The following is a 21,645-nucleotide window of genomic DNA, read 5'->3' as shown; positions in this document are numbered from 1 at the left end:
CCTTATAGGTGCCGATAGCCCGGCACTCACCGGCGAGGAGGCCGCGGCCAGGCATCTTCTACAAGGTTGTAGACAGCGCTCGCCGTGGGCCGGGCCGGGGCCGGAGGTCCCGCCTCAGACGTTGACGCCGAAGTCCGTCGCGATGCCGGCCAGGCCGGACGCATAGCCCTGGCCCACCGCGCGGAACTTCCACTCCCCGTCGTGCCGGTAGAGCTCACCGAAGACCATCGCCGTCTCGGCCGAGGCGTCCTCGCTCAGGTCGTAGCGGGCCAGCTCCACCCCGTCCGCCTGGTTGACCACGCGGATGAACGCATTGCGGACCTGGCCGAAACTCTGCCCCCGGCCCTCCGCCTCGTGGATGGAGACCGGAAAGACGATCTTCGTGATCTCGGCGGGCACTCCCGACAGCGTGACGTCGATGGACTCGTCGTCCCCCTCGCCCTCGCCGGTCAGGTTGTCGCCGGTGTGCTGCACCGAGCCGTCGGGGCTGGTGAGGTTGTTGTAGAAGACGAAGTGCGCGTCCGAGGCGACCTTGCCCGCCTCGGTGCACAGCAGCGCGCTGGCGTCCAGGTCGTAGTCCGCGCCCGTGGTCGTGCGGACGTCCCAGCCGAGGCCGACCGTGACCGCGGTCAGTCCGGGTGCTTCCTTCGACAAGGAGACGTTGCCGCCCTTGCCCAGCGAGACTCCCATGGCTTCCCTCCAGGTGTTGCCTGCGTTCCGGGTGAGCCTCAAAATCTACGGGAGTGTAGAAGTAAAGCGCCGGGGATCGACGCCGCAGGCTCCGGACCCGGACGAACCACCGCCCGGATTCGGCCACTCAGTAAGATGCCCGGACGTCCCGGGCGGCGGGACACCCGGCGCGACGGGAGGCGACGACAGTGGGCGGGAAGTCCTTCGGGAAGGCGCCGGACGGTGCGGCAACCCCTGGACCGGAGGAAGGCGACGGCTCCGGACGGGAGCGCGCCCGCCGGCGCGGCCAGGGCCAGCTGGAGGCCCAGGTGCTCGCCGCGCTGCACGAGGCATCGGGCCCGGCCACCGCCGCCTGGGTACAGGAACGGCTCGGCGGCGACCTCGCGTACACCACCGTGATGACGATCCTGTCCCGACTGCACGCCAAACAGGCCGTCACCCGTGAGCGGTCCGGCCGTGCGTACGTCTGGATCCCGGCTGCCGACAAGGCCGGTCTCGCGGCGCTGCGGATGCGCCGCGTACTGGACGGCGAACCGGACCGGGACGCCGTACTGACCAGCTTTGTCTCCGCACTGTCCGCGCACGACGAGCAGGTGCTGCGGGCGCTCCTCGACCGCGCCACGGCCGACGGCCCCGCCCCGGCCGACGATCCGGCGACGCCATGAGCGGGCACATCTGAACTGCCGTCACCACGTTCGCTGCTCGTCGTACGTCTGGCCGACTGCGTCAACCCGCTGCTGCTGCCGCTGCGTTCCGCGGTCGCCTCCGCACCCTCCCTGCTCAACGCCGCGGTTGCGCTGTTCGTCGTTCTGAAGGCGGCAACGCCGCTCTGAGTGCACACTGATCCCTGACCTCACCGGGCCGGACACGGCCCACCGGACCGTGCACGCTCCACATCGGACAACTTCTACAAGGCTGTAGACGTCGCCGGTAGAGTGCGCACACATACGCAACAGGCGTGGCCGGAGGGGGAGATGGCGACGAGGTGCGGACTCCTGACCAGGGACTGCCCGCCTCCAGAGGCGGAGGTGCGATGGGTCTATCAGCCGGTGGAGGTCCAATACCCGGACGGCAGATGGACGTTGGGCCGGATCAACGCCTGGTGGACGGACGGCGCGGGCGAGCTGTGGTGCCGGCTGCGCACCCTGCCCGGCGCGTGTCCGCAGTGGCGGCGTTACGACCCCGAGTTCATCCTGCTGCTGCCCAGCGCCGGTATCTGATCCGCCACGCCCCGCCGACACCGCCGGTCCCGCCGACCGCCGGAGCCGGAGCCGGGGCCATGGACGGGATCACCCCCACCTCCGTACCGCACCGCCCGCATCACCAGCATCAGAAGGACCAGAAGGGCCATCGGCGTGCATGACAGGCAGACGCACCAGCAGAAGGCCCGACGGGGCGCCGACGGCGCACCCGGCTCGTCCTCGCCCACCGGCGGCGACTCCCGCGCGCCCGGCGGCTCCCGCGCATCCGGCCCCGGCGGGCGCCGTAAGCCCTCCGGCTCCGACCGCCGGGCCGGGGAGGGCTCCCGTAAGGCAGGCCGGACGGGCACGCTCCGGATCACCCGGCGGGGCCGCATCCTCGCCTGGACCGGCGGGGTGCTCGGCGTCCTGGTGCTCGCCACGGCCGGCGTCGGGGCCTGGGTCTACCAGGAGCTGGACGGCAACATCCGCGGTGTGGACATCGGCGTCGACGGCGACCGGCCGGCCAACCTCAGCCCCGGCTCCAAGAACGTCCTGGTCGTCGGCTCCGACAGCCGCGCGGGCGCCAACGCCAAATACGGCAAGAACCTGACCACCATGCAGTCGGACACACTGATGGTGCTGCACATCGCCGCCAACCGTAAGTGGGCCACCGCGGTGTCCTTCCCACGGGACTCCTGGGTACAGATCCCCGCCTGCACCCGCGGCAACGGTGCGAAGTCGTCGCCCCACCACTTCAAGATCAACGAAGCCTTCTCGATCGGCGGTGACTCCGGCGATATCCGCAAGGCCGCGGCCTGCACCATCAAGACCGTCGAGAAAAACACCGGGCTGCGGATCGACCACTTCACCTCGGTCGACTTCCAGGGCTTCAAGGGGATGGTCAACGCCCTGGGCGGCATAGAGGTCTGCCCCGAACACGCCATCCACGACAAGAAGGCCCACCTCGACATGGAGGCGGGCTGCCAGAACGTCCGGGACGAGAAGGCGCTCGGCTACGTCCGCACCCGCTACAGCGTCGGCGACGGCTCCGACCTCGGCCGCATCGGCCGCCAGCAGGAGTTCATGAAGGCGCTCGGCGCCAAGGCCCAGTCCAAGCTCACCAGCCCCGGCGAGCTTTACGACTTCCTCAAGGCGGCCACCGAGTCCATCACCACCGACAAGGACCTGGCCGGCCTCAAGCCGCTGTACGACCTGGCCGCGACGGTCAAGGACATCCCCAGCGACCGCCTCACCTTCCTGACCGTCCCCAACTACTCCCGCGAGGCCGACGTCCCCACCGACAAGGCCAATGTCGTCTGGCAATACCCGCAGGCCGGCGGGCTGTTCAGCGATCTCGCGCACGACCGGGAGATCGGCGCCGCCGGGAAGAAGAAGCTCGCCGAGGCCGCCAAGAATCCGGTGACCGCCCGTTCCGTGCAGGTCCGGGTGCTCAACGGCACCGGCACCCCCGGCCGGGCGGCGGCCGCCGCCGAGCAGCTGCGCAAGTTCGGCTTCACGGTCATCGCCACCGGCAACGCCCCGGCGACGGACAGGACCACGCTCACCTACCCGGCCGCCCTCAAGGACCGGAGCGCGGTCCTCACCGGCCGCTTCCCCGGTATCAAGGCGAAGGAATCGGCCGACGCGGCTCCGGGCGCGGTGACGCTGACGATCGGGCCGGACTTCGCGGCGGGCAATTAGAGAGATTCAAATGGCCGCTAACGCTTGCCGCCCGGCTGCCGGGAACGGTGGCGCATCACCGCTTCGGTGTTCCCGCAGCGTGCCGTGCAGTACCGCCGCCGCCCGTTCCTGGACGTGTCCACATAGGCGCGGGAGCACTCGGCGCGCAGGCATCGCCCGAGCCTTGCTCCCCCTTCCCAGCACAGGACGAAGGCAAGGCCGCCGGCGGTGACCGCCTTGACCCTGGAGACCACGTCGGCCGAGTCGGGGACGAAGTGAAGATGGGGCTGGAGACCGTCATGGGTGGTCACCCAGGGACGGATGGTCGCCGCCACCAGCAGGTCGTTCACGGCTGAGCACTGCTCGGCGGCATCGGTGGAACCGAAAACGCGGGCCAGTTGGTCCCGCCAGTCTCGAAAGCCGTCCACATCGGCAGCGCCGACTGCCGGGCGGCGGATCTCATGCGCCTCCAGCAAGCGCCGCACGCTTGCCGCGCTCATTTCGGGCAGATTGATCAGATCGGCCGACAGCACGGCCCCGAGACGGCCGTAGTGATTCTGCTTCACGGGACCTTCCCGGGCGTTACAGAACCCCACCGTCCGCGGTGTGGTGCTTTCCCTCCGGGCTCACATGGATCAGCTGAACGTCGGAGCAAGCGATGAGCCATCCAGCGGTGTGGCACCACAGGTACCGCACCATTCCCTCGGACGTGAGGTGTTCGGATATCGGTCGGCAGGATTCGGAGGACAGTCCGCATACGGGACACCACCACGGTTCGCACTGCTCATCTGGGATTCGTGCCATGTCCGCCAGCGTGCGGTCATGGATTAAATACATTCAACCATTACAAGAGCGGGCGGGCGGTGAGCGGCGGGCGCCGGGCTCTGCCGGCAGGGGGTACGGCACCGGGGTACGTCACCGGGTGCGTCACGGCATGCCGACGGAGCGCCGGCCGTGACTGTCCGGCCTGCGCCCGGTGTGCCGGGGCCTCAGGCGCGCAGCCGTTCCACCGGCCGGGCCGTGTGCACTTCGATGTCGTGCGCGGCCCGCTGGAGCAGCTGATGGCTGAGGTCCGACATCGCCCGTGCCACCGCCAGCTCGTCGCCGATGGCCGGGACGTTCTCGTCTTCGGGATTGCAGCGAGCCGCTCCCTGGCCGACCATCTGCCCGCCTTCCTTGCCACGCAGCCTGGCCTCGGCTCTGACCTCGCTGTCGGTCTCGGTGATGCTGATCTCGGCGTTCCATGTCTTCGTGGCAGTCACCGGAAGCCTCCTCGTCCACCCGTTGAGCAGCACAGGAACCGCCCCCACAAAAATCGTCGCACCGCCACCCGTGGGTCGCACCTGGGGCTCACACCACCTAGATCCGGGGGTTTTCCTCATGGTCCGGGCGCGGTCGCGGCCATAGCCTCGAAACAGCGGGGGAGCTTGCGGGGCACGGGCCCGCACCTCGCCAACCAGCGACTTTTTCCGGGGGAGTTCATGCGTATGCGGGTCCGATTCATCGGCGTCGTCGCGTTGGCCGGCATCGGGGCAATCGGCCTCAGCGCCTGTGGGCTGCTGCCCGGGAAGACCTTCAAGGACGACGCCACGGTCTCGAAGAAGATCACGTCCGTCCGGCTGGACACCGGCTCGGGCGGCCTCACGGTGCACGGCGGCAAGGGTGGCGGCACGGTCTCGGTGCACCGCGCGGTCTCGTACCACGGCGACCGTCCGCAGGGCGCCACCCACCGCGTCGAGAACGGGGTGCTGGTGCTCTCCGGCTGCGGCCGCAGCTGCACCGTGGACTACACGGTCGAGCTGCCGGCCGGTGTCCCGGTGAGCGGGGAGACCTCGTCCGGTTCGGTGGAGCTGGCCAAGGTGGGCCCGGTGAAGATGACCACCAGCTCAGGGGACATCCAGCTGGACGGGGTGAGCGGCGCGGTCGATGCCCGGACCACCAATGGCCGGATCACCGGACGCGGGCTGTCGGGCGCGGGGATCGCGGCCGAGTCGTCCAACGGGGATATCGACCTCACCCCCACCACCGCGCAGAACGTCCGCGCGAAGACCTCCAACGGCGCCATCCGACTGCAACTGCCGAAGGGCCCGTACCGCGTCGCCGCCGAGACCAACAACGGGGAGGAGCACATAGGCATCGCCCAGGACCCGGCGGCCCGCTACCGCCTGGAGCTGACCACCAGCAACGGGGACATCACCGCGAAGGCCGCCTGACGGAGCCGGCGGTCCGGGCCGACGGCCGGCCCGCGCCCCGGTCAGCTGCCGGGATCCGGCCGCAGCCTCTCGTCGTGGTCGGCCGCGGCCTTCCGCCGGGGCGGGCCACGGCCGGCCCGCCCCGCGGTGGGTCAGTCCTCGCCCTCCAGCTCCCCTTCGGTCTCCAGGAATGCCTGGCGCAGCGCCGCCAGCGTCTCGGCGTCCGGCTTCTCCCACATGCCGCGGGATTCCGCCTCCAGGAGGCGTTCGGCGATCCCGTGCAGGGCCCAGGGGTTGGCCTCCTCCAGGAAGGCCCGGTTCTCGGGGTCGAGGACGTAGGTCTGGGCGAGCTTGTCGTACATCCAGTCGGCGACCACGCCCGTGGTGGCGTCGTAGCCGAACAAGTAGTCCACAGTGGCCGCGAGTTCAAAGGCGCCCTTGTAGCCGTGGCGGCGCATCGCCTCGATCCAGCGGGGGTTGACCACCCGGGCACGGAAGACCCGGGAGGTCTCCTCGACCAGGGTGCGGGTGCGGACCGTCTCCGGGCGGGTGGAGTCACCGATGTACGCCTCGGGCGCCTTGCCCTTGAGCGCCTTGACGGTGGCGACCATGCCGCCGTGGTACTGGAAGTAGTCGTCGGAGTCCGCGATGTCGTGCTCGCGGGTGTCGGTGTTCTTGGCGGCGACCGCGATGCGCTTGTAGGCGGTCTCCATCTCGGAGCGGGCCGGCCGGCCCTCCAGCCCGCGGCCGTAGGCGTAGCCGCCCCAGACCGTGTAGACCTCGGCCAGGTCGGCGTCGGTGCGCCAGTCACGGGAGTCGATCAGCTGGAGCAGGCCAGCGCCGTACGTCCCCGGGCGGGAGCCGAAGATGCGGGTGGTGGCGCGGCGCTCGTCGCCGTGGTCGGCGAGGTCGGCCTGGGTGTGGGCGCGGACGAAGTTCTCCGCGGCCGGCTCGTCCAGTCCGGCGGCGAGCCGTACGGCGTCATCGAGCAGGCCGATGACGTGCGGGAAGGCGTCCCGGAAGAAGCCGGAGATGCGCAGCGTGACATCGACACGGGGGCGGCCGAGCTCGGCGAGCGGGATCGGCTCCAGCCCGTTGACCCGGCGCGAGGCGTCGTCCCAGACGGGGCGGACACCCAGCAGCGCCAGCGCCTCGGCCACGTCGTCGCCGGAGGTCCGCATGGCGCTGGTGCCCCACAGCGACAGGCCGACGGACTGCGGCCAGTCGCCGTTGTCGTCGCGGTAGCGCGTCAGCAGGGAGTCGGCGAGGGCCTGGCCGGTCTCCCAGGCAAGGCGGGAGGGCACGGCCTTGGGGTCGACGGAGTAGAAGTTCCGGCCCGTCGGCAGCACGTTGACCAGGCCGCGGAGCGGGGATCCGGAGGGCCCGGCCGGGACGAAGCCGCCGTTGAGGGCGTGCACGGCGTGGTCGATCTCGTCGGTGGTGGCGGCGAGGCGCGGGACGACCTGACGGGCGGCGAAGTCGAGGATGTCGGCGACCGCGGCCGGGTGCCCCTCGGCGGTCCTGGCCACCGCTGCCGGGTCCCAGTCCGCGTCCTCCATCGCCTGTACGAGGGCGCGGGCGGTGGCCTCCGCCTCGTCGGCGGTCGTGCGGGTGGCCGCGGACTCGTCCAGTCCGAGCGCCTCCCGCAGACCGGGCAGGGCGGACGTACCGCCCCAGATCTGGCGGGCGCGCAGGATGGACAGCACGAGGTTGACCCGTGCCTCGCCGGCCGGCGCGCCGCCCAGCACATGGAGTCCGTCGCGGATCTGGGCGTCCTTGACCTCGCACAGCCAGCCGTCGACATGCAGCAGGAAGTCGTCGAAGCCGTCGTCGTCGGGGCGTTCGTCCATCCCCAGGTCGTGGTCGAGCTTGGCGGCCTGGATCAGCGTCCAGATCTGGGCGCGGATCGCGGGCAGCTTGGCCGGGTCCATCGCGGAGATGGCCGCGTACTCATCAAGGAGCTGCTCCAGGCGCGCGATGTCGCCGTAGGACTCGGCGCGGGCCATCGGCGGGACGAGGTGGTCGACGAGGGTGGCGTGCACCCGGCGCTTGGCCTGGGTGCCCTCGCCGGGGTCGTTGACCAGGAAGGGGTAGACGAGCGGCAGATCACCGAGGGCGGCGTCCGGGCCGCAGGCCGCGGACAGGCCCGCGTTCTTGCCGGGCAGCCACTCCAGGTTGCCGTGCTTACCGAGGTGGACCATGGCGTCCGCGCCAAAACCGCCGTCGTCGGCGGAGGCCGCGATCCAGCGGTAGGCCGCCAAGTAGTGGTGCGAGGGCGGCAGATCGGGGTCGTGGTAGATCGCGATCGGGTTCTCGCCGAAGCCGCGCGGCGGCTGGATCAGAATCAGGAGATTGCCGCGGCGCAGCGCGGCCAGCACGATGTCGCCGTCGGGGTTCCGGCTGCGGTCGACGAACATCTCGCCGGGCGGCGGCCCCCAGTGCTGCTCGACGGAGTCCCGGAGTTCCTGCGGCAGCGTGGCGTACCAGCGCTTGTAGTCGGCGGCCGGAATGCGGACCGGGTTACGGGCGAGCTGTTCCTCGGTGAGCCACTCCTGGTCATGGCCGCCGGCCTCGATGAGGGCGTAGATCAGCTCGTCACCGTCGCCGGACTCCAGGCCCGGGACCGGCTCGGCGGTCTCGTCACCGAAGTCGTAGCCGTCCGCCCGGAGGCGGCGCAGCAGGGCCACGGCACTGGCCGGGGTGTCCAGCCCGACCGCGTTGCCGATGCGGGAGTGCTTGGTCGGGTAGGCGGACAGCACCAGCGCGAGGCGCTTCTCCGCGGCCGGGATGTGGCGCAGCCGGGCGTGCCGGACGGCGATCCCGGCGACCCGGGCGGCGCGCTCGGGGTCGGCGACGTAGACCGGCAGTCCGTCCTCGTCGACCTCCTTGAAGGAGAACGGGACGGTGATCAGCCGGCCGTCGAACTCGGGGACCGCGATCTGCGAGGCGGCGTCCAGCGGCGAGAGCCCCTCGTCGTTCTCCTCCCAGGCGCTGCGCGGCCCGGTCAGGCACAGGGCCTGAAGGATCGGCACGTCCAGGGCGGCCAGCGCGCCCGCGTCCCAGGCTTCGTCGTCGCCGCCCGCGGAGGCCTCGGCGGGCTTGCTGCCGCCCGCCGCGAGGACCGTGGTGACCAGGGCGTCGGCGCTCCCCAGCGCCTCGATCAGCTCCGGCTCGGGGGCGCGGAGGGAGGCCACGAACAGCGGCCGGGCACGCCCGCCGGCCGCCTCGATCTGCTCGCACAGGGTCCGTACGAAAGCGGTGTTGCCGCTCATGTGGTGGGCGCGGTAGTAGAGCACGGCGACCAGCGGGCCGCTCTCGTTGCGTCCCTCCCAGTCCAGCGGTCCCCAGGACGGGGCGGGCTCAGGCGGCTCGAAGCCATGGCCGGTCAGCAGCACCGTGTCGGAGAGGAAGCGGGCGAGCTGGTCGAGGTTGGCGGGACCGCCGTGCGCGAGATAGGCGTGCGCCTCGGCCGCGATGCCGACCGGGACCGTGGACTGCTCCATGAGCTGGGCGTCGGGGGCCTGTTCACCGGTGAGTACGACGACCGGCCGGTGCTGGTCCTCGGCGAGCAGCACCTCCAGGCCCTCCTCCCAGGCGCGGATGCCGCCGAGGAGACGTACGACGACGAGGTCGGTGCCCTCCAGCAGCGCGGGGAGTTCGGCGACGTCGAGGCGGGCGGGGTTGGCGAGCCGATACGGCACGGGACCCGTGGCCGCGCGGGCGCTGAGCAGGTCGGTGTCGGAGGTCGACAGCAGCAGAAGCATGCGAGCGCAGGCCTTCCTCGGGGTATCCGCGCCCCGGGTGGTCGTATGGACGGCGGGAGTTCCTGGCTCACCCGGCAGTTGCCGGGTTCACAGTGGCGGGACCGCGCCGGATTCACACCGGGCTTCCTCCCTGGGGCCGTAAGGCCCTGCGCCGTCGCTGGCGTCGGCGGGCCAGCCGACCCACCGACCTGCATAGTAAGGGCTGCGGCCGAGCGAGGTAAGCGGGCCTCCGAACCTGCCGTATCGGTACGGGGCGCGCGGCTCCGCACGCGGATCCGGGCCGCGAGCTTGGCCGGATCCGGCCCGGATGGGCCACCCACCTCCGTGGGTATGCTCGCGGCCATGCCGCCCTCCCCCTCGACACGGCCCCACGGGTCCGAACCGCCCATACGGGACCGCGGTGACGCCTGCCCGGGAGCGCTGCGGCTGCACTCCGCCGCCGACGGCCACCTCGCCCGAGTGCGGCTGCCCGCCGGAGACTTGACGGTGCGTCAGGCCGAGGCGCTGGCCGACGCCGCGGACCGGCTCGGGGACGGCCATCTCTCCCTCACCTCCCGCGGCAACGCGGAACTCCGCGGCCTCCCGGACGACTGCGGCGGCCGGCTCGCCGCCCTGCTGCGCGACGCCGGTCTGCTGCCCTCCGAGCGCCACGAACGCATCCGCAACATCCTCGCCTCCCCCCTGGCCGGACTGGACCGGCACACCCCTTCTGACGTGCGGTTGTGGGCCCGTGACCTGGACGGACTGCTCTGCACGAGCGAGTCCGTGACCGCGCTGTCGGGCCGCTTCCTCTTCGTCCTGGACGACGGCCGGGTCGATGTGGCGGCGCTCGGCGGCGATGTGAGCTTGGTCGCAGAACCGGCCGGGACCGAGGCACCGGCGGACCACGCGGACCAGTCCGGGACCGCACACCCGGCCCGGCCCACCGGCAGTGCCCTGCTGCGGATCGGCGACGGCCCGACGGCCCTGCGCATCGCCGGCCCCGACGCCCCACGCGCCGCCCTCACCGCCGCCGAGGCATTCCTCGCCGCCGCCGAGGCAAGCGGCAGCGGCGCCTGGCGGGTACGTGAACTCCCCCCCGGCCACGGCCTGACGGCCCGGGGCGTCGCGGAGCGGCTGCGGGGGGCGGGGATTGGGTGTGCGTTTGTGGCTGGGGCTATGGACGTGGCTGGAGGGGCGGAGGTGGCCCCCGCGCCGTACCCCGCCCCCGTCCCCTACTCCGACTCCTCCGCCCCCGGCATCGTCGAGGGTCGCGGCGGCGTCCGCGCGCTCTCCGTTCTTGCGCCGCTCGGGAGGCTGTCCGTCGCGCAGTGGCGGCTGCTGGCCGGCGTCGCCGCGGCGGACGGGGAGGGCGCCCTCCGGCTCACCCCCTGGCGCGGCATCGTGATCCCGGGGCTGTCCGCCGACGTGGCGTCCGTCCGCCTGCGTGAACTGGCCGCCGCCGGGCTGATCACCGACCCGGACTCCCCCTGGCATCGCATCGGCGCCTGCACCGGCCGCCCCGGCTGCGCCAAGTCCCGTACCGACGTACGGGGCGATGCAACGGCCGCGGTCATGGCGGGCACGCCCGTCCCCGTATCGGTATCCAGCCCTGACACCTGCTCCGACGCCGTCCCCCGCCTCCCCGGCGAACCGGGGCCGGGGCCGGGGCCCACGCCAGCGCCAGGACCAGGGCCCGGAGCAGGACGGGGACCGGGACCGGGACCGGACAACCCGGCCCCCCGTCACCACCTCCCCGTGTACTGGTCCGGCTGTGAGCGGCGGTGTGGGCACCCGCACGGTGCCTGGGTCGATGTGCTGGCGACGGCGGACGGCTACCGGGTATCGGTCGTCCCGCCGAAGACCCCGCCCGCCCCGGCGGCACCTGCACCCCCCGCAGCCCCCCGCCCCACCTCATGAACCACCTCCAACACACAGCTCCACGTCCCACCCCATGAACCACCCCCGACCCACAGCGCCATGCCCCACCGCCAGAACCGTCCCGTACCCGACAACCCCGAGGCCACAGTGACCGCGTTCGACTACGAGAAGGACGGTGCGGCGATCTATCGCCAGTCCTTCGCCACCATCCGCGCCGAGGCGGACCTCGCCGGCCTGCCCGCCGACGTCAGCCGGGTCGCGGTCCGGATGATCCACGCCTGCGGCATGGTCGACCTGGTACGCGATCTCGCCTTCACCCCCGAGGTGGTGGCCCGCGCCCGCGAGGCGCTGCGCGCCGGTGCGCCGATCCTCTGCGACGCCAACATGGTGGCCAGCGGCGTCACCCGTAAGCGGCTGCCGGCCGACAACGAGGTGCTGTGCACCCTCGCCGACCCGTCGGTGCCGGACCTGGCCGCCCGGATGGGGACGACCCGCAGCGCCGCCGCCCTGGAGCTGTGGCGGGACCGGATGGAAGGCGCCGTGGTCGCGTTCGGCAACGCCCCCACCGCCCTCTTCCGGTTCCTCGAAATGATCGAGGAGGGCGCGCCCCGCCCCGCCGCCGTCATCGGCATACCCGTCGGCTTCATCGGCGCCGCGGAGTCCAAGGACGCGCTGATCGCCCACCCGTCGGAGCTGGACCACATCGTCGTGCGCGGGCGCCGGGGCGGCAGCGCCATGGCCGCCGCCGCGATCAACGCCCTGGCAAGCGAGGAAGAGTGAGCGTGAGCGAGCAGCAGCTGACCGGTCGCCTCTACGGTGTGGGCCTCGGCCCCGGCGACCCGTCCCTCATGACGGTACGGGCGGTCGAGGTCATCGCCGAGGCCGACGTCATCGCCTACCACAGCGCCCGGCACGGACGCTCCATCGCGCGCTCCATCGCGGCCCAGCATCTCCGTGCCGACCACATCGAGGAAGCGCTGATCTACCCGGTCACCACGGAGTCGACCGATCACCCCGGCGGCTACCGGGGCGCACTGGACGAGTTCTACGAGACCGCGGCGGCCCGCCTCGCCGCGCACCTCGACGCCGGCCGCACGGTCGCCGTCATCTCCGAGGGCGACCCGCTCTTCTACGGCTCCTACCAGCACATGCACAAGCGGCTGGCCCACCGCTATCCGACCGAGGTCATCCCCGGCGTCACCTCCATCAGCGCCGCCGCGGCCCGCCTGGGCAAGCCGCTCGCCGAGGCCGACGAGGTCCTGACGATCCTCCCCGGCACGCTCCCGGAGGAGGAACTGACCGCCCGCCTGGCCTCGACCGACACCGCCGTCGTCATGAAACTGGGCCGCACCTTCCCCACCGTCCGCCGCGCCATGGAACGCTCCGGCCGTCTCCCGGAGGCCCACTACGTCGAGCGCGCCACGATGTCCGGCGAGCGCACGGAGCGGCTCGCGGACATCGACGCGGAGACGGTCCCGTACTTCTCCGTCAGCGTGGTGCCGAGCCGCATCGCGGACCTGCCACCGGCGGGCACGGCAACGGCGACGGGCACGGCCGCGGGGACGGGCACGGCCCCTGCCGCGGCCACAACTACGGCCCCGGCCCCGGCCTCAGCCTCGGCTACGACCACGGCCCCGGCTACGACCACCGCCGCCACCACCACCGACGCCCCGTCCGGCGCCGCCGAGGCGGACTCCACCCCCCACCCCGGCGAAGTCGTGGTCGTAGGCACCGGTCCGGCCGGGCCGCTCTGGCTGACGCCCGAGTCCCGTGGCGCCCTGGCCGCCGCCGAGGACCTCGTCGGCTACACCACCTACCTGGACCGCGTCCCGCTGCGTCCCGGACAGCGCCGCCACGCCTCCGACAACAAGGTCGAGTCCGAACGCGCCGAACTCGCCCTCGACCTGGCCCGGCGCGGCCGCCGGGTGGCCGTGGTCTCCGGCGGCGACCCGGGCATCTTCGCGATGGCCACCGCCGTCCTGGAGGTCGCCTGCCATTCCCCCTACCGCGCCATCCCCGTACGGGTCCTCCCGGGGGTCACCGCCGCCAACGCGGCTGCCGCCCGCGCCGGTGCCCCGCTCGGCCACGACTACGCGGTCATCTCCCTCTCCGACCGCCTCAAGCCCTGGGAGGTCATCGCCGAACGCCTGCATGCCGCGGCCGGCGCCGACCTGGTCCTCGCCCTCTACAACCCCGGCTCCCGCAGCCGCACCTGGCAGGTCGGCAAGACCCGCGAACTCCTCCTGGAACACCGCGCCCCCGACACCCCCGTCATCCTCGCCCGCGACATCGGCGGCCCCGAGGAGTCGGTGCGCACGGTCCGCCTCGCCGACCTCGACCCCACCCAGGTCGACATGCGGACGCTCCTGATCGTCGGGTCGTCACAGACGCAGGCGGTACGGCGCGATGACGGGACAGAGGTCGTATGGACACCGCGGAGGTATCCGGAGGGGTGAGCCGACCGGCAAGGTAGGGGCCCCGGCTCGCGCCATGAGAGGTGCCGGGGCCCCATCAGGCCGTGGGCCCGGCGCCGAGGCCCACCTCCGGCAACCCCTCCCGTCCCTCTCGTCCCTCTGGCAACCCCTCCCGTCAGGGACGCGTCTCTCGCGACATGCACGCGAATCCGGCCCGCGTACAGCAACTACTGATCTTCACCCGGCTCCAGACGAGCAGCTGCGCGTTCGCCGTGGCGCTGCTCGCGGGGGTCGCGCTGTCCACCGTGCTGCCGCAGTTGCCGGTGGCCAGGTACGACCTGTTGCTCGTCTACGGACTGCTGCTCACGCTGGTGTTCCGCCTGCGCCGGTGGGAAAGCAGCAGGGATGTCCTGGTCATCGCCGTGTGTCATGCGATCGGGCTGGCCTTCGAGCTGGTGAAGGTCTCGCTCGGCTCCTGGAGCTATCCGGAGCCCGCGGTGTTCAAGCTCGCGGGTGTGCCCCTGTACGGGGGATTCCTCTATGCCGCGGTGGGCAGCTACGTCTGCCGCGCATGGCAGCTGATGGAGCTGGAACTCGTCCGCTACCGCCCCCGCGCCACCGCCGCCCTGGCCGTGGCCATCTATGTGAACTTCTTCAGTCACCACTGGCTGCCCGACCTGCGCTGGCCCCTCGCCGCGCTGCTCGTCGCGGTCACGGGAGGCACGTCGGTGCGGTTCAGTGTGGGAAAGGCGCGCTACCGCATGCCACTGGCGCTGTCCTTCGCGCTGATCGGCTTCTTCTTGTGGCTGGCCGAGAACATCGCCACCTACCTGGGCGCATGGCGCTACCCGCACCAACTCCACGGCTGGCAGCCGGTCCCCTTGGAGAAGTTCGGCTCATGGGCACTCCTGATCAGCGTCACGTTCGTGATCGTGGCGGCAACCCGGCGGCAGCGGAGCCCCGGGTGAGCCCATCGCTCACCCACCGGTCGCCTGCGCCAGACGCCGGTCGAGCTCACTGTCCACGTCCTGCTGCTGTGCCGCGGTGGGGGCGTACCCGTTCCACTTCTTCAGCGCCGCGAGCGCCTTTGCCGCGTGTTCTGCACGCTCAGCCTCAGAGATACGGCCATGGGTATCGGACATCGTCGTGCTCCTTTCTCCCGCCGCTCGGGGACAGGTGCGTACTCGTACCCGAGCGGCCAGGTCAGCCGAGCCGCCCCTCCTTCACGCCACCTATGAAAGCGCCTGGATCGTCATGGTGGGGGTTTGGGCAGAGCATCCTGGCGGAGTTCGCAGGCGAGGACCCGGCGGGCCGAGCCCTCGTCCTCGTCCTCGTCCTCGTCGGAATTGTTTTCGACCATTCGGCGAACCCCTCTGTTGCCCGTGTCGACGACAACGCCAACTCCCTTTTGAGAGCGGGACGGAGTGACAACTCCAGGACGGGGAAAGGGCCTTGACAGGCCAGTCAGGACTCGAACGGAGAAGAGGAAGAAGAGGAATGGGAATGGCGGAGCGGTCTGCGGCGGGCGGGAGGATCAGGGATGCCGAGCAGGCGCGGGACGAGATGCGGGCGGCACTGAAGGGGGTCGGCATCACCTTGCCGTCCCTGGCTCTGGACGGGGTGTCGCTGGTGGGGGACCTCCCGCGGCCGCTGGTGGACCTCGGGCGAGGTACGCCGCAGCGCGCGCGGCGGCTTGCGGAGGCGGTGCGGGCGTGAGTTCCAGGAGCGAGGAGACGGCGGAATCCGGCGCTGCCCGTGACCCGGGTGCGGAGGATGAGCCGGCGGAATCCGTAAAGCGGCGGGAAGAGTTAGTGGAAAGGGTGCGGGAAGCCAATCGGATCAGTGTGAACCGGCCGCGTTGAAAGCGGAGCGGTAATGGGCGCGGAGCCAGTTCAGGGCTTCGGCCGGATGTGCCGCCACCGGTACGCCGGTGGGCAACGCCGGGCGCCGTACGACCACTACCGGGATCCCGGCCTCCCGGGCCGCCGTCAGTTTGGCGGCGGTCGCGGCGGCGCCACTGTCCTTCGTCACGAGGACGTCGATGCGGTGGGCGCGGAGCAGTGCGCGCTCGCCCTCCACCGTGAAGGGGCCCCGGTCGAGCAGCACCTCCATACGGGGCGGGTGCGGGGGCTCGGGGGCGTCGACGGAGCGGACCAGGAACCAGGGGCCGGTGAGGTGGGCGAAGTGGGCGAGGCCCATCCGGCCCGTGGTGAGGAAGATGCGGCTGCCGAGGGCGGGGAGGGCGGCGGCGGCCTCGTCCAGGGAGGTGACCTGGTGCCAGTCGTCGCCGGGTCCCGGCACCCAGCCGGGCCGGCGGACGGCGAGCAGGGGAACATGGGCGGTGGCGGCGGCCAGGGCCGCATTGTGACTGATCGTGTCGGCGAAAGGATGGGTGGCGTCGATGAGCGCGTCCACCGCGTGCTCGCGCAACCAGCGGGCGAGGCCCTCGGGGCCGCCGAACCCGCCGATGCGCACCTCCCCGTCGGGCAGCCGTGGCGCGGCGACCCGGCCGGCGAGCGAGGTCGTCACGCGCAGGGCGGACTCCGGCGCCAAGGCGGCGGCCAGGCGGCGGGCCTCCGTCGTACCGCCGAGGATCAGTACATGGCGTGGCGGGCGGGCTGCGTCGGGCATGGGATGTGGGTTCCTCCGTGGCTGAAGCGCAACCGCAGGGTACGGGCAAGGCCGCGGGCGGGCGTAGTGCGCAGCTCGCGCACACCGGGCTGCGGCCCGGCTGGACGACCGGTGCCTGTGCGACGGCGGCGAGCACGGCCGCGTACACGGCGCTGCTGACCGGCGAGTTCCCCGATCCGGTGACGATCACGCTGCCGAAGGGGCAGACGCCGTCCTTCGCCCTGGCGGTGGAGGAGCTGGCGCCGGGGCGGACGACGGCCATGGCGGGTGTCGTCAAGGACGCGGGCGACGATCCGGACGTCACCCACGGGGCGCTCGTCCGGGCCACCGTGCGGGCGCTGCCCGCGGGCTCGGGGGTCGTCTTCAGGGCCGGGCCGGGGGTCGGGACGGTGACCCGGCCCGGGCTGCCGCTGGACGTGGGGGAGCCGGCGATCAACCCCGTGCCGCGGCAGATGATCCGGGAGCATCTGGCGGAGGTCGCGGCGCGGTACGGCGGTACGGCGGCGACGGCCGACGTCGAGGTGGAGGTCTCGGTCGATCACGGGGAGGAGATCGCCCGGAGCACCTGGAATCCGCGGCTGGGGATTCTGGGCGGGCTGTCGATCCTGGGGACCACCGGGATCGTGGTCCCGTATTCCTGCTCGGCGTGGATCGACTCCATCCGGCGGGGGGTGGACGTGGCGCGCGCGGCCGGCCGGCGGCATGTGGCCGGGTGTACGGGGTCGACGTCGGAGAAGGTGGCCGTCGCGCTGCACCATCTGCCCGAGGACGCGCTGCTGGACATGGGCGACTTCGCGGGGGCGGTGCTGAAGTACATCCGGCGGCATCCCGTGGAGCGGCTCACCATCTGCGGCGGGTTCGCCAAGCTGTCCAAGCTGGCGGCGGGGCATCTGGATCTGCACTCGGCGCGGTCCCAGGTGGACAAGGGGTTCCTGGCGGAGCTCGCGCGGCGGGGCGGCGCGGACGAGGCGCTGGCGGCGGCGGTCGCGGAGGCCAACACGGGCCTGGCGGCACTCCAGTTGTGCACCGCGGCGGGGGTGCCGCTGGGGGATCTGGTGGCGGCGACGGCGCGGGACGAGTCGCTGGCGGTGCTGCGGGGCGCGCCGGTCGCGGTCGATGTCATCTGTATCGACCGGGCGGGGATGGTGGTGGGTCGGGCGGAGCCGCGGGGTCCGGGGGAGGCCCGGCAGGGAAGCCCGCAGCGGTGACGGGCTCCCCCCGTGCCGGCGTGCGCCGTCAGTCCCGGTAGCCGCGGCCGAACCGGCCGCCCATGCAGTCGTCCGAGCTGCCGGTGAGCGATCCCAGCGCGGTGCCGAGGGCGCAGGTGGTCAGCCGCAGCGGGTTGTCGCGGAACCGTCCGGGGCGCTCGTAGCGGTCCTGGCGGTCGTAGCGCCGTTCGCGGCGGTCGTGCAGCCGGCCAGGACGGTCGTTCATCCGGCGCGGGCTGTCGTGCATCCACGGCGAGCTGTCGTGCATCTGACCCGGGGTGTCCGTCGCCTGTGCGACATGGTCCTTGCCGTCGGCCGCGGCGACATTGCCGCCGAGGAGCGTCAGCAGGGCTGCGGCGCCGACGACGCCGGCGGCCAGTCTGGTACGCATCGTGGCGTACTCCTTTGCTTCGGCCCCCCTTGGGTGTCGCAGCTTCCTTACCGGCCCCCGGTGGCGGGATAACGGGTATTCACCCTGATGCGGTCGCAGAGCCATCCGGACGGGCCCGGAGGGGGTGGGGCCGCCCGGACCGGGTGCTCGGTTCCCTCCGCCGGGGTCTCGCGGCCGAGGTGCGCGGTGCCCGGCCGACCGCCGGGACAGCACTCAGGGAGCCGGGTGGGGCGGGGGCGCCTCGGGCGGGGGCTCAGGGTGCTGCGGCTCGACCGGAGGCGGGGGCTCCACCGGTGGGGGTGCTTCCGGTGGGGGTGCTTCCGGTGGGGGCTCGTCGGGCGGGGGTGCCTCGGGGGGCGGCGCTTCCGGTGGCGGGGCCTCGGGAGGCGCCTGTCTGCCCAGGAAGAACAGCCCGATCGCCATGGCGAAGGAGGCCAGACCGACGATCAGCAGCACCTGACGACGGCGGCGCCGACGCGGATCTGTGGTGTCCCCTCCCGGCGGTGGCACCTCCGACGAGGGGCCAGCCGGTGATCGGGGAAGCGGACCGGGCGGGGGTCCCCGCGGATACGGATCCGGCATGAGCGGCGGCTTCACGGAGCGGTTGTCTTCCACATTTCGCCGCACGTCGGCCGGTGTCAAGAGCCCCGATGGAGAGGAATACCGGGAAGGCGGACATGTCCCCCATGCCACTCGCCGCGGTTTCGGTGGACAGTACCCGCAAATATGCCTGGCGGATACGCATGAAGGGCTTTTCCGGGACAGTTATCCGATAGCCGCCGCACGCTCGCCCCACCGCCAAGAAATGGGCAAACTCGCAGGTCAGGGTGATAGTGGTGCTCAATTACATACAGGTTGAAAACCGAACGGTAAGTTGCTGGGCGACACTTGAGCGTGATTGCATTCTGCGAGCACACGGGCCGTCATTACGGGCGTCATATACGGGCGCCGGACGACCCATTACGGCCCTATTTGCTTTATCCGCAAATTTGGCCCGTGTGAGTTCGGAATCCATAGCTCTGAAGGGAAGGGCACGCCATGCGTCACGGCTTCACCCCTGAGATCGACACCTGCGAGATCGCCGACACCGAGCTGGACACCATCGCCGGTGGGAACGCCGGCGCCGGTGCCGAGATCGCCGGGCACGGTGCCGGCGTGAGCATCGGCCATGACGTCGAGGCCGGCGGGTCCCTCGCGGCGAACACGCCCCTCGGGCCGATCGGCGGTATGGCCTCGGTGGGGATCACCAGCCTCTGAGCGACGCCGCTCTCCGGCCCTCCCACAGGCCGCCCTGACATACGTGAACCCCGGAACATCCAGTTCCGGGGTTCACGTATGTCCACCGGCGCGGACGAACGCCTCGTAGGCGCCCGCTACGGCGTCTCCGTGGCCGACGGCGGGACCGAAGGCGGGACCGGAGGTGTGTCCGACGAGGTGTCAGACGGCCCCGCACACGGCAGATGCGGTCGCTCGCGGTCCGCCGAGTAGAGATGGCTGTCGCGGAACTGCTCGGCGCCCAGGGTGCGGCCGACCATGATGACGGCCGTACGGACCACGCCCGCGGCCTTCACCTGACCGGCGATATCGGCGAGGGTGCCGCGCAGCACGAGTTCGTCGGGGCGGGAGGCCATGGCGACGACCGCGGCGGGGCAGTCGGCGCCGTAGTGGGGCAGGAGTTCGGCGACGACCCGGTCGACGTACATGGCGGCCAGGTGGAGCACCAGCAGCGCGCCGCTGCGCCCGAGGGTGGCGAGGTCCTCGCCCTCCGGCATGGGGGTGGCCCGCTGGGCGACGCGGGTGAGGATGACAGTCTGGCCGACGGTGGGGACGGTCAGTTCGCGCTTGAGGGCGGCCGCCGCCGCGGCGAACGCGGGGACTCCCGGCACCACGTCGTACGGCACACCGGCCGCGTCCAGCCGGCGCATCTGCTCGGCGACCGCGCTGAAGACGGACGGGTCACCGGAGTGCAGCCGGGCCACGTCGTGGCCCTCCTCATGGGCGCGCACCATCTCGGCGGTGATCGTGTCGAGGTCCAGCTGCGCGGTGTCGATGAGCCGGGCACCGGGCGGGCACTCGGCGAGCAGCTCCCGCGGCACCAGGCTGCCGGCGTACAGACAGACCCCGCAGGACGCGAGCGTACGGGCGCCGCGCACGGTGATCAGGTCGGCGGCGCCGGGACCCGCGCCGATGAAGTGGACGGTCATGGTTGCTCGGTCTCCTGGGGGACGGCGGTCGGGGACGGGGAGGCGGGCGGCGGCTTCACGGCCGACCACTGGGTGACCGGCATCGCCTGCCGCCAGCCGGTGAAGCCGCCGACCGGCACGGCGTGCGCGACCGCGAGCCGCACCAGCTCGCCGCCGTGCCGCCGGTACCAGTCGGCGAGCAGCGCCTCGGACTCCAGCGTCACGGTGTTCGCCACCAGCCGCCCCCCTACGGGCAGCGCCGCCCAGCACGCGGCCAGCAGGCCGGGGGCGGTCAGCCCGCCGCCGATGAAGACCGCGTCCGGCGTGGGCAGACCGTCCAGCGCGGCGGGCGCGGGGCCGGTGACGACGCGCAGTCCGGGGACGCCGAGCGTGCGCGCGTTCCGGCCGATCCGCTCGGCCCGTACGGGGTCGCGTTCGACGCTGACGGCGCGGCAGCCGCGGTGCGCCCGCAGCCACTCGATGGCGATGGAGCCGGAGCCGCCGCCGACGTCCCAGAGGAGCTCACCGGGGGCGGGCGCCAAGGTGGCGAGGGTGGCGGCGCGGACATGGCGCTTGGTGAGCTGGCCGTCGTGCTCGTAGGCGGCGTCGGGGAGACCGGGGACGGCGGAGAGCGGCGGGGTGCCGGGCACGCGGCGGCAGTCGAGGGCGAGGACGTTGAGCGGATCGCCGGGCGGCAGGTCCCAGCCCTCGGCGGTGCCCTCGGCCGTCTTTTCCCGCGGGCCGCCGAGCTGCTCCAGTACGCGTATCCGGGTCGGGCCGAAGCCATGGGCGCGCAGCAGGGCCGCGACCTCGGCGGGGGTCCGGGCGCCGGCGGACAGCACCAGCACCCGGCGGCCGTCGTACACCGCGCGCAGCAGGTTCTCGGCGGGCCGTCCGACCAGCGTGACGACCTCGGTGTCCTCCAGCGGCCAGCCCAGACGGGCGCAGGCGTGGGAGACGGAGGAGGGGTGCGGGAGGATGCGCAGCCCGGAGGCCGGGGGCCCGTCCGCCGCCGCTCCCGCGCCGGTGGCCGCCTGCTCCTGGAGCACCTCGGTCAGCGTCCGCCCGATGCCGTAGAACATCGGGTCGCCGCTGGCCAGCACGCACACCCGGCGCCCGGCGTACGCGGCGAGCAGGCCGGGGACGGCGGGGCGCAGCGGCGACGGCCACGGGACGCGCTCGCCGGCGCACTCCGCGGGCAGCAGCGCGAGCTGGCGGGCGCCGCCGATCAGCACCTCGGCGGCGCTCAGGGCCTGCCGGGAAGCGGGCGGCAGTCCGTCCCAGCCATCGGCCCCGATGCCGACGACGGACAGGGGTTCAGGAGCGGCCGGGGCGGGTGGTGCGGGGCTCACTGCCGGATACCTCAGAGGTCGGGAGGGGACGGGGACCGGTCCGGGGGACGGGAGCCGAACTTTACTGACCGGTCGTCTCGCACCGTCCCGCGGGGAGGC

Annotated in this window: 20 protein-coding genes and 1 riboswitch; of the genes, 11 read left to right on the top strand and 9 right to left on the bottom strand. The window is 72.4% G+C overall.

Annotated features, from left to right (window positions below):
- Nucleotides 1-114: 114 nt before the first annotated feature.
- A complete protein-coding gene (locus AC3EUV_RS29080) occupies nucleotides 115-690 on the bottom strand; it encodes a TerD family protein (protein WP_432141255.1) in 576 nt (191 codons plus the stop codon).
- A 296-nt stretch (nucleotides 691-986) separates the two neighbouring features.
- Here AC3EUV_RS29080 and AC3EUV_RS29075 point away from each other — a divergent pair, with 296 nt between their 5' ends.
- The 3 genes from AC3EUV_RS29075 (at nucleotide 987) to AC3EUV_RS29065 (ending at nucleotide 3,572) form a co-directional block, all read left to right on the top strand.
- Nucleotides 987-1,355: a BlaI/MecI/CopY family transcriptional regulator gene (locus AC3EUV_RS29075; protein WP_432141415.1), complete on the top strand. Its 369-nt coding sequence runs from the start codon at nucleotides 987-989 to the stop codon at nucleotides 1,353-1,355.
- A gap of 309 nt (nucleotides 1,356-1,664) precedes the next feature.
- Nucleotides 1,665-1,910, top strand: coding sequence for a hypothetical protein (locus tag AC3EUV_RS29070; RefSeq protein WP_432141256.1), 246 nt, complete (start codon nucleotides 1,665-1,667; stop codon nucleotides 1,908-1,910).
- 336 nt (nucleotides 1,911-2,246) lie between these two features.
- Entirely contained in the window at nucleotides 2,247-3,572 is a 1,326-nt protein-coding gene (locus tag AC3EUV_RS29065) for an LCP family protein (protein ID WP_432141416.1), read from the top strand.
- A gap of 17 nt (nucleotides 3,573-3,589) precedes the next feature.
- Here AC3EUV_RS29065 and AC3EUV_RS29060 read toward each other — a convergent pair whose 3' ends face one another.
- Both AC3EUV_RS29060 and AC3EUV_RS29055 read right to left on the bottom strand, forming a co-directional pair.
- Entirely contained in the window at nucleotides 3,590-4,117 is a 528-nt protein-coding gene (locus AC3EUV_RS29060; RefSeq protein WP_432141257.1) for a CGNR zinc finger domain-containing protein, read from the bottom strand.
- 423 nt (nucleotides 4,118-4,540) lie between these two features.
- Entirely contained in the window at nucleotides 4,541-4,813 is a 273-nt protein-coding gene (locus AC3EUV_RS29055; protein ID WP_435604227.1) for a DUF1876 domain-containing protein, read from the bottom strand.
- Nucleotides 4,814-5,038: 225 nt separating this feature from the next.
- On the opposite strand from AC3EUV_RS29055, the gene AC3EUV_RS29050 reads away from it, so the two are divergent.
- Complete coding sequence (locus AC3EUV_RS29050) at nucleotides 5,039-5,764, top strand: DUF4097 family beta strand repeat-containing protein (protein ID WP_435604226.1); 726 nt, start codon at nucleotides 5,039-5,041, stop codon at nucleotides 5,762-5,764.
- Between the two features lie 131 nt (nucleotides 5,765-5,895).
- On the opposite strand, the gene cobN is transcribed toward AC3EUV_RS29050, so the two are convergent.
- A complete protein-coding gene (cobN, locus tag AC3EUV_RS29045) occupies nucleotides 5,896-9,507 on the bottom strand; it encodes a cobaltochelatase subunit CobN (RefSeq protein WP_432141259.1) in 3,612 nt (1,203 codons plus the stop codon).
- 36 nt (nucleotides 9,508-9,543) lie between these two features.
- Nucleotides 9,544-9,676: riboswitch (cobalamin riboswitch) on the bottom strand.
- Between the two features lie 173 nt (nucleotides 9,677-9,849).
- Between cobN and AC3EUV_RS29040 the strand changes: the two genes are divergently transcribed.
- The 4 genes from AC3EUV_RS29040 to AC3EUV_RS29025 all read left to right on the top strand — a co-directional run bounded on the left by AC3EUV_RS29040 (nucleotide 9,850) and on the right by AC3EUV_RS29025 (nucleotide 14,749).
- Nucleotides 9,850-11,406 carry a cobalamin biosynthesis protein CobG gene (locus AC3EUV_RS29040; protein ID WP_435604225.1) on the top strand — a complete coding sequence of 519 codons (1,557 nt, stop codon included), beginning with the start codon at nucleotides 9,850-9,852 and terminating at the stop codon, nucleotides 11,404-11,406.
- A 60-nt stretch (nucleotides 11,407-11,466) separates the two neighbouring features.
- Nucleotides 11,467-12,147, top strand: a complete 681-nt coding sequence (locus tag AC3EUV_RS29035; protein WP_432141260.1) for a precorrin-8X methylmutase — start codon at nucleotides 11,467-11,469, stop codon at nucleotides 12,145-12,147.
- Nucleotides 12,144-13,823: a precorrin-2 C(20)-methyltransferase gene (locus AC3EUV_RS29030; protein ID WP_435604224.1), complete on the top strand. Its 1,680-nt coding sequence runs from the start codon at nucleotides 12,144-12,146 to the stop codon at nucleotides 13,821-13,823. Before AC3EUV_RS29035 ends, AC3EUV_RS29030 begins: the two co-directional genes overlap by 4 nt.
- A 155-nt stretch (nucleotides 13,824-13,978) precedes the next feature.
- Nucleotides 13,979-14,749, top strand: a complete 771-nt coding sequence (locus tag AC3EUV_RS29025; RefSeq protein WP_432141262.1) for a DUF817 domain-containing protein — start codon at nucleotides 13,979-13,981, stop codon at nucleotides 14,747-14,749.
- Nucleotides 14,750-14,758: 9 nt separating this feature from the next.
- Here the strand turns inward: AC3EUV_RS29025 and AC3EUV_RS29020 are convergent, their stop codons facing one another.
- Nucleotides 14,759-14,923 (bottom strand): hypothetical protein, encoded by a 165-nt coding sequence (locus AC3EUV_RS29020; RefSeq protein ID WP_435604223.1) that lies wholly within the window; start codon nucleotides 14,921-14,923, stop codon nucleotides 14,759-14,761.
- Nucleotides 14,924-15,284: 361 nt separating this feature from the next.
- Here AC3EUV_RS29020 and AC3EUV_RS29015 point away from each other — a divergent pair, with 361 nt between their 5' ends.
- Nucleotides 15,285-15,497, top strand: coding sequence for a hypothetical protein (locus tag AC3EUV_RS29015; RefSeq protein ID WP_432141264.1), 213 nt, complete (start codon nucleotides 15,285-15,287; stop codon nucleotides 15,495-15,497).
- Between the two features lie 123 nt (nucleotides 15,498-15,620).
- Here AC3EUV_RS29015 and AC3EUV_RS29010 read toward each other — a convergent pair whose 3' ends face one another.
- The gene (locus AC3EUV_RS29010) at nucleotides 15,621-16,412 is read right to left on the bottom strand and encodes a cobalt-precorrin-6A reductase (RefSeq protein ID WP_435604222.1); all 792 of its coding nucleotides are present in this window, start codon (nucleotides 16,410-16,412) and stop codon (nucleotides 15,621-15,623) included.
- 17 nt (nucleotides 16,413-16,429) lie between these two features.
- Between AC3EUV_RS29010 and AC3EUV_RS29005 the strand changes: the two genes are divergently transcribed.
- Entirely contained in the window at nucleotides 16,430-17,620 is a 1,191-nt protein-coding gene (locus AC3EUV_RS29005; protein WP_435604221.1) for a cobalt-precorrin-5B (C(1))-methyltransferase, read from the top strand.
- Nucleotides 17,621-17,648: 28 nt separating this feature from the next.
- Here AC3EUV_RS29005 and AC3EUV_RS29000 read toward each other — a convergent pair whose 3' ends face one another.
- The gene (locus AC3EUV_RS29000) at nucleotides 17,649-18,011 is read right to left on the bottom strand and encodes a hypothetical protein (RefSeq protein ID WP_432141267.1); all 363 of its coding nucleotides are present in this window, start codon (nucleotides 18,009-18,011) and stop codon (nucleotides 17,649-17,651) included.
- A gap of 1,038 nt (nucleotides 18,012-19,049) precedes the next feature.
- On the opposite strand from AC3EUV_RS29000, the gene AC3EUV_RS28995 reads away from it, so the two are divergent.
- On the top strand, nucleotides 19,050-19,268 hold the full coding sequence (locus AC3EUV_RS28995) for a hypothetical protein (RefSeq protein ID WP_432141270.1): 219 nt from the start codon (nucleotides 19,050-19,052) through the stop codon (nucleotides 19,266-19,268).
- Between the two features lie 116 nt (nucleotides 19,269-19,384).
- Here AC3EUV_RS28995 and cobM read toward each other — a convergent pair whose 3' ends face one another.
- The gene (gene cobM, locus AC3EUV_RS28990; protein WP_432141271.1) at nucleotides 19,385-20,215 is read right to left on the bottom strand and encodes a precorrin-4 C(11)-methyltransferase; all 831 of its coding nucleotides are present in this window, start codon (nucleotides 20,213-20,215) and stop codon (nucleotides 19,385-19,387) included.
- On the bottom strand, nucleotides 20,212-21,546 hold the full coding sequence (cbiE, locus tag AC3EUV_RS28985; RefSeq protein ID WP_435604220.1) for a precorrin-6y C5,15-methyltransferase (decarboxylating) subunit CbiE: 1,335 nt from the start codon (nucleotides 21,544-21,546) through the stop codon (nucleotides 20,212-20,214). Before cbiE ends, cobM begins: the two co-directional genes overlap by 4 nt.
- Nucleotides 21,547-21,645 lie beyond the last annotated feature (99 nt).

It is taken from the genome of Streptomyces sp. bgisy130, from assembly GCF_057708345.1.
This window is presented reverse-complemented; position numbering and strand designations above follow the sequence as displayed.

Bases quoted from the DNA above. Each gene is read 5' to 3' on its own strand.
- AC3EUV_RS29080 (WP_432141255.1), bottom strand. From the start codon at position 690: ATGGGAGTCTCGCTGGGCAAGGGCGGCAACGTCTCCTTGTCGAAGGAA.
- AC3EUV_RS29070 (WP_432141256.1), top strand. From the start codon at position 1,665: ATGGCGACGAGGTGCGGACTCCTGACCAGGGACTGCCCGCCTCCAGAG.
- AC3EUV_RS29050 (WP_435604226.1), top strand. From the start codon at position 5,039: ATGCGGGTCCGATTCATCGGCGTCGTCGCGTTGGCCGGCATCGGGGCA.
- cobN (WP_432141259.1), bottom strand. From the start codon at position 9,507: ATGCTTCTGCTGCTGTCGACCTCCGACACCGACCTGCTCAGCGCCCGC.
- AC3EUV_RS29040 (WP_435604225.1), top strand. From the start codon at position 9,850: ATGCCGCCCTCCCCCTCGACACGGCCCCACGGGTCCGAACCGCCCATA.
- AC3EUV_RS29035 (WP_432141260.1), top strand. From the start codon at position 11,467: ATGCCCCACCGCCAGAACCGTCCCGTACCCGACAACCCCGAGGCCACA.
- AC3EUV_RS29025 (WP_432141262.1), top strand. From the start codon at position 13,979: ATGCACGCGAATCCGGCCCGCGTACAGCAACTACTGATCTTCACCCGG.
- AC3EUV_RS29020 (WP_435604223.1), bottom strand. From the start codon at position 14,923: ATGTCCGATACCCATGGCCGTATCTCTGAGGCTGAGCGTGCAGAACAC.
- AC3EUV_RS29015 (WP_432141264.1), top strand. From the start codon at position 15,285: ATGGCGGAGCGGTCTGCGGCGGGCGGGAGGATCAGGGATGCCGAGCAG.
- AC3EUV_RS29010 (WP_435604222.1), bottom strand. From the start codon at position 16,412: ATGCCCGACGCAGCCCGCCCGCCACGCCATGTACTGATCCTCGGCGGT.
- AC3EUV_RS29000 (WP_432141267.1), bottom strand. From the start codon at position 18,011: ATGCGTACCAGACTGGCCGCCGGCGTCGTCGGCGCCGCAGCCCTGCTG.
- AC3EUV_RS28995 (WP_432141270.1), top strand. From the start codon at position 19,050: ATGCGTCACGGCTTCACCCCTGAGATCGACACCTGCGAGATCGCCGAC.
- cobM (WP_432141271.1), bottom strand. From the start codon at position 20,215: ATGACCGTCCACTTCATCGGCGCGGGTCCCGGCGCCGCCGACCTGATC.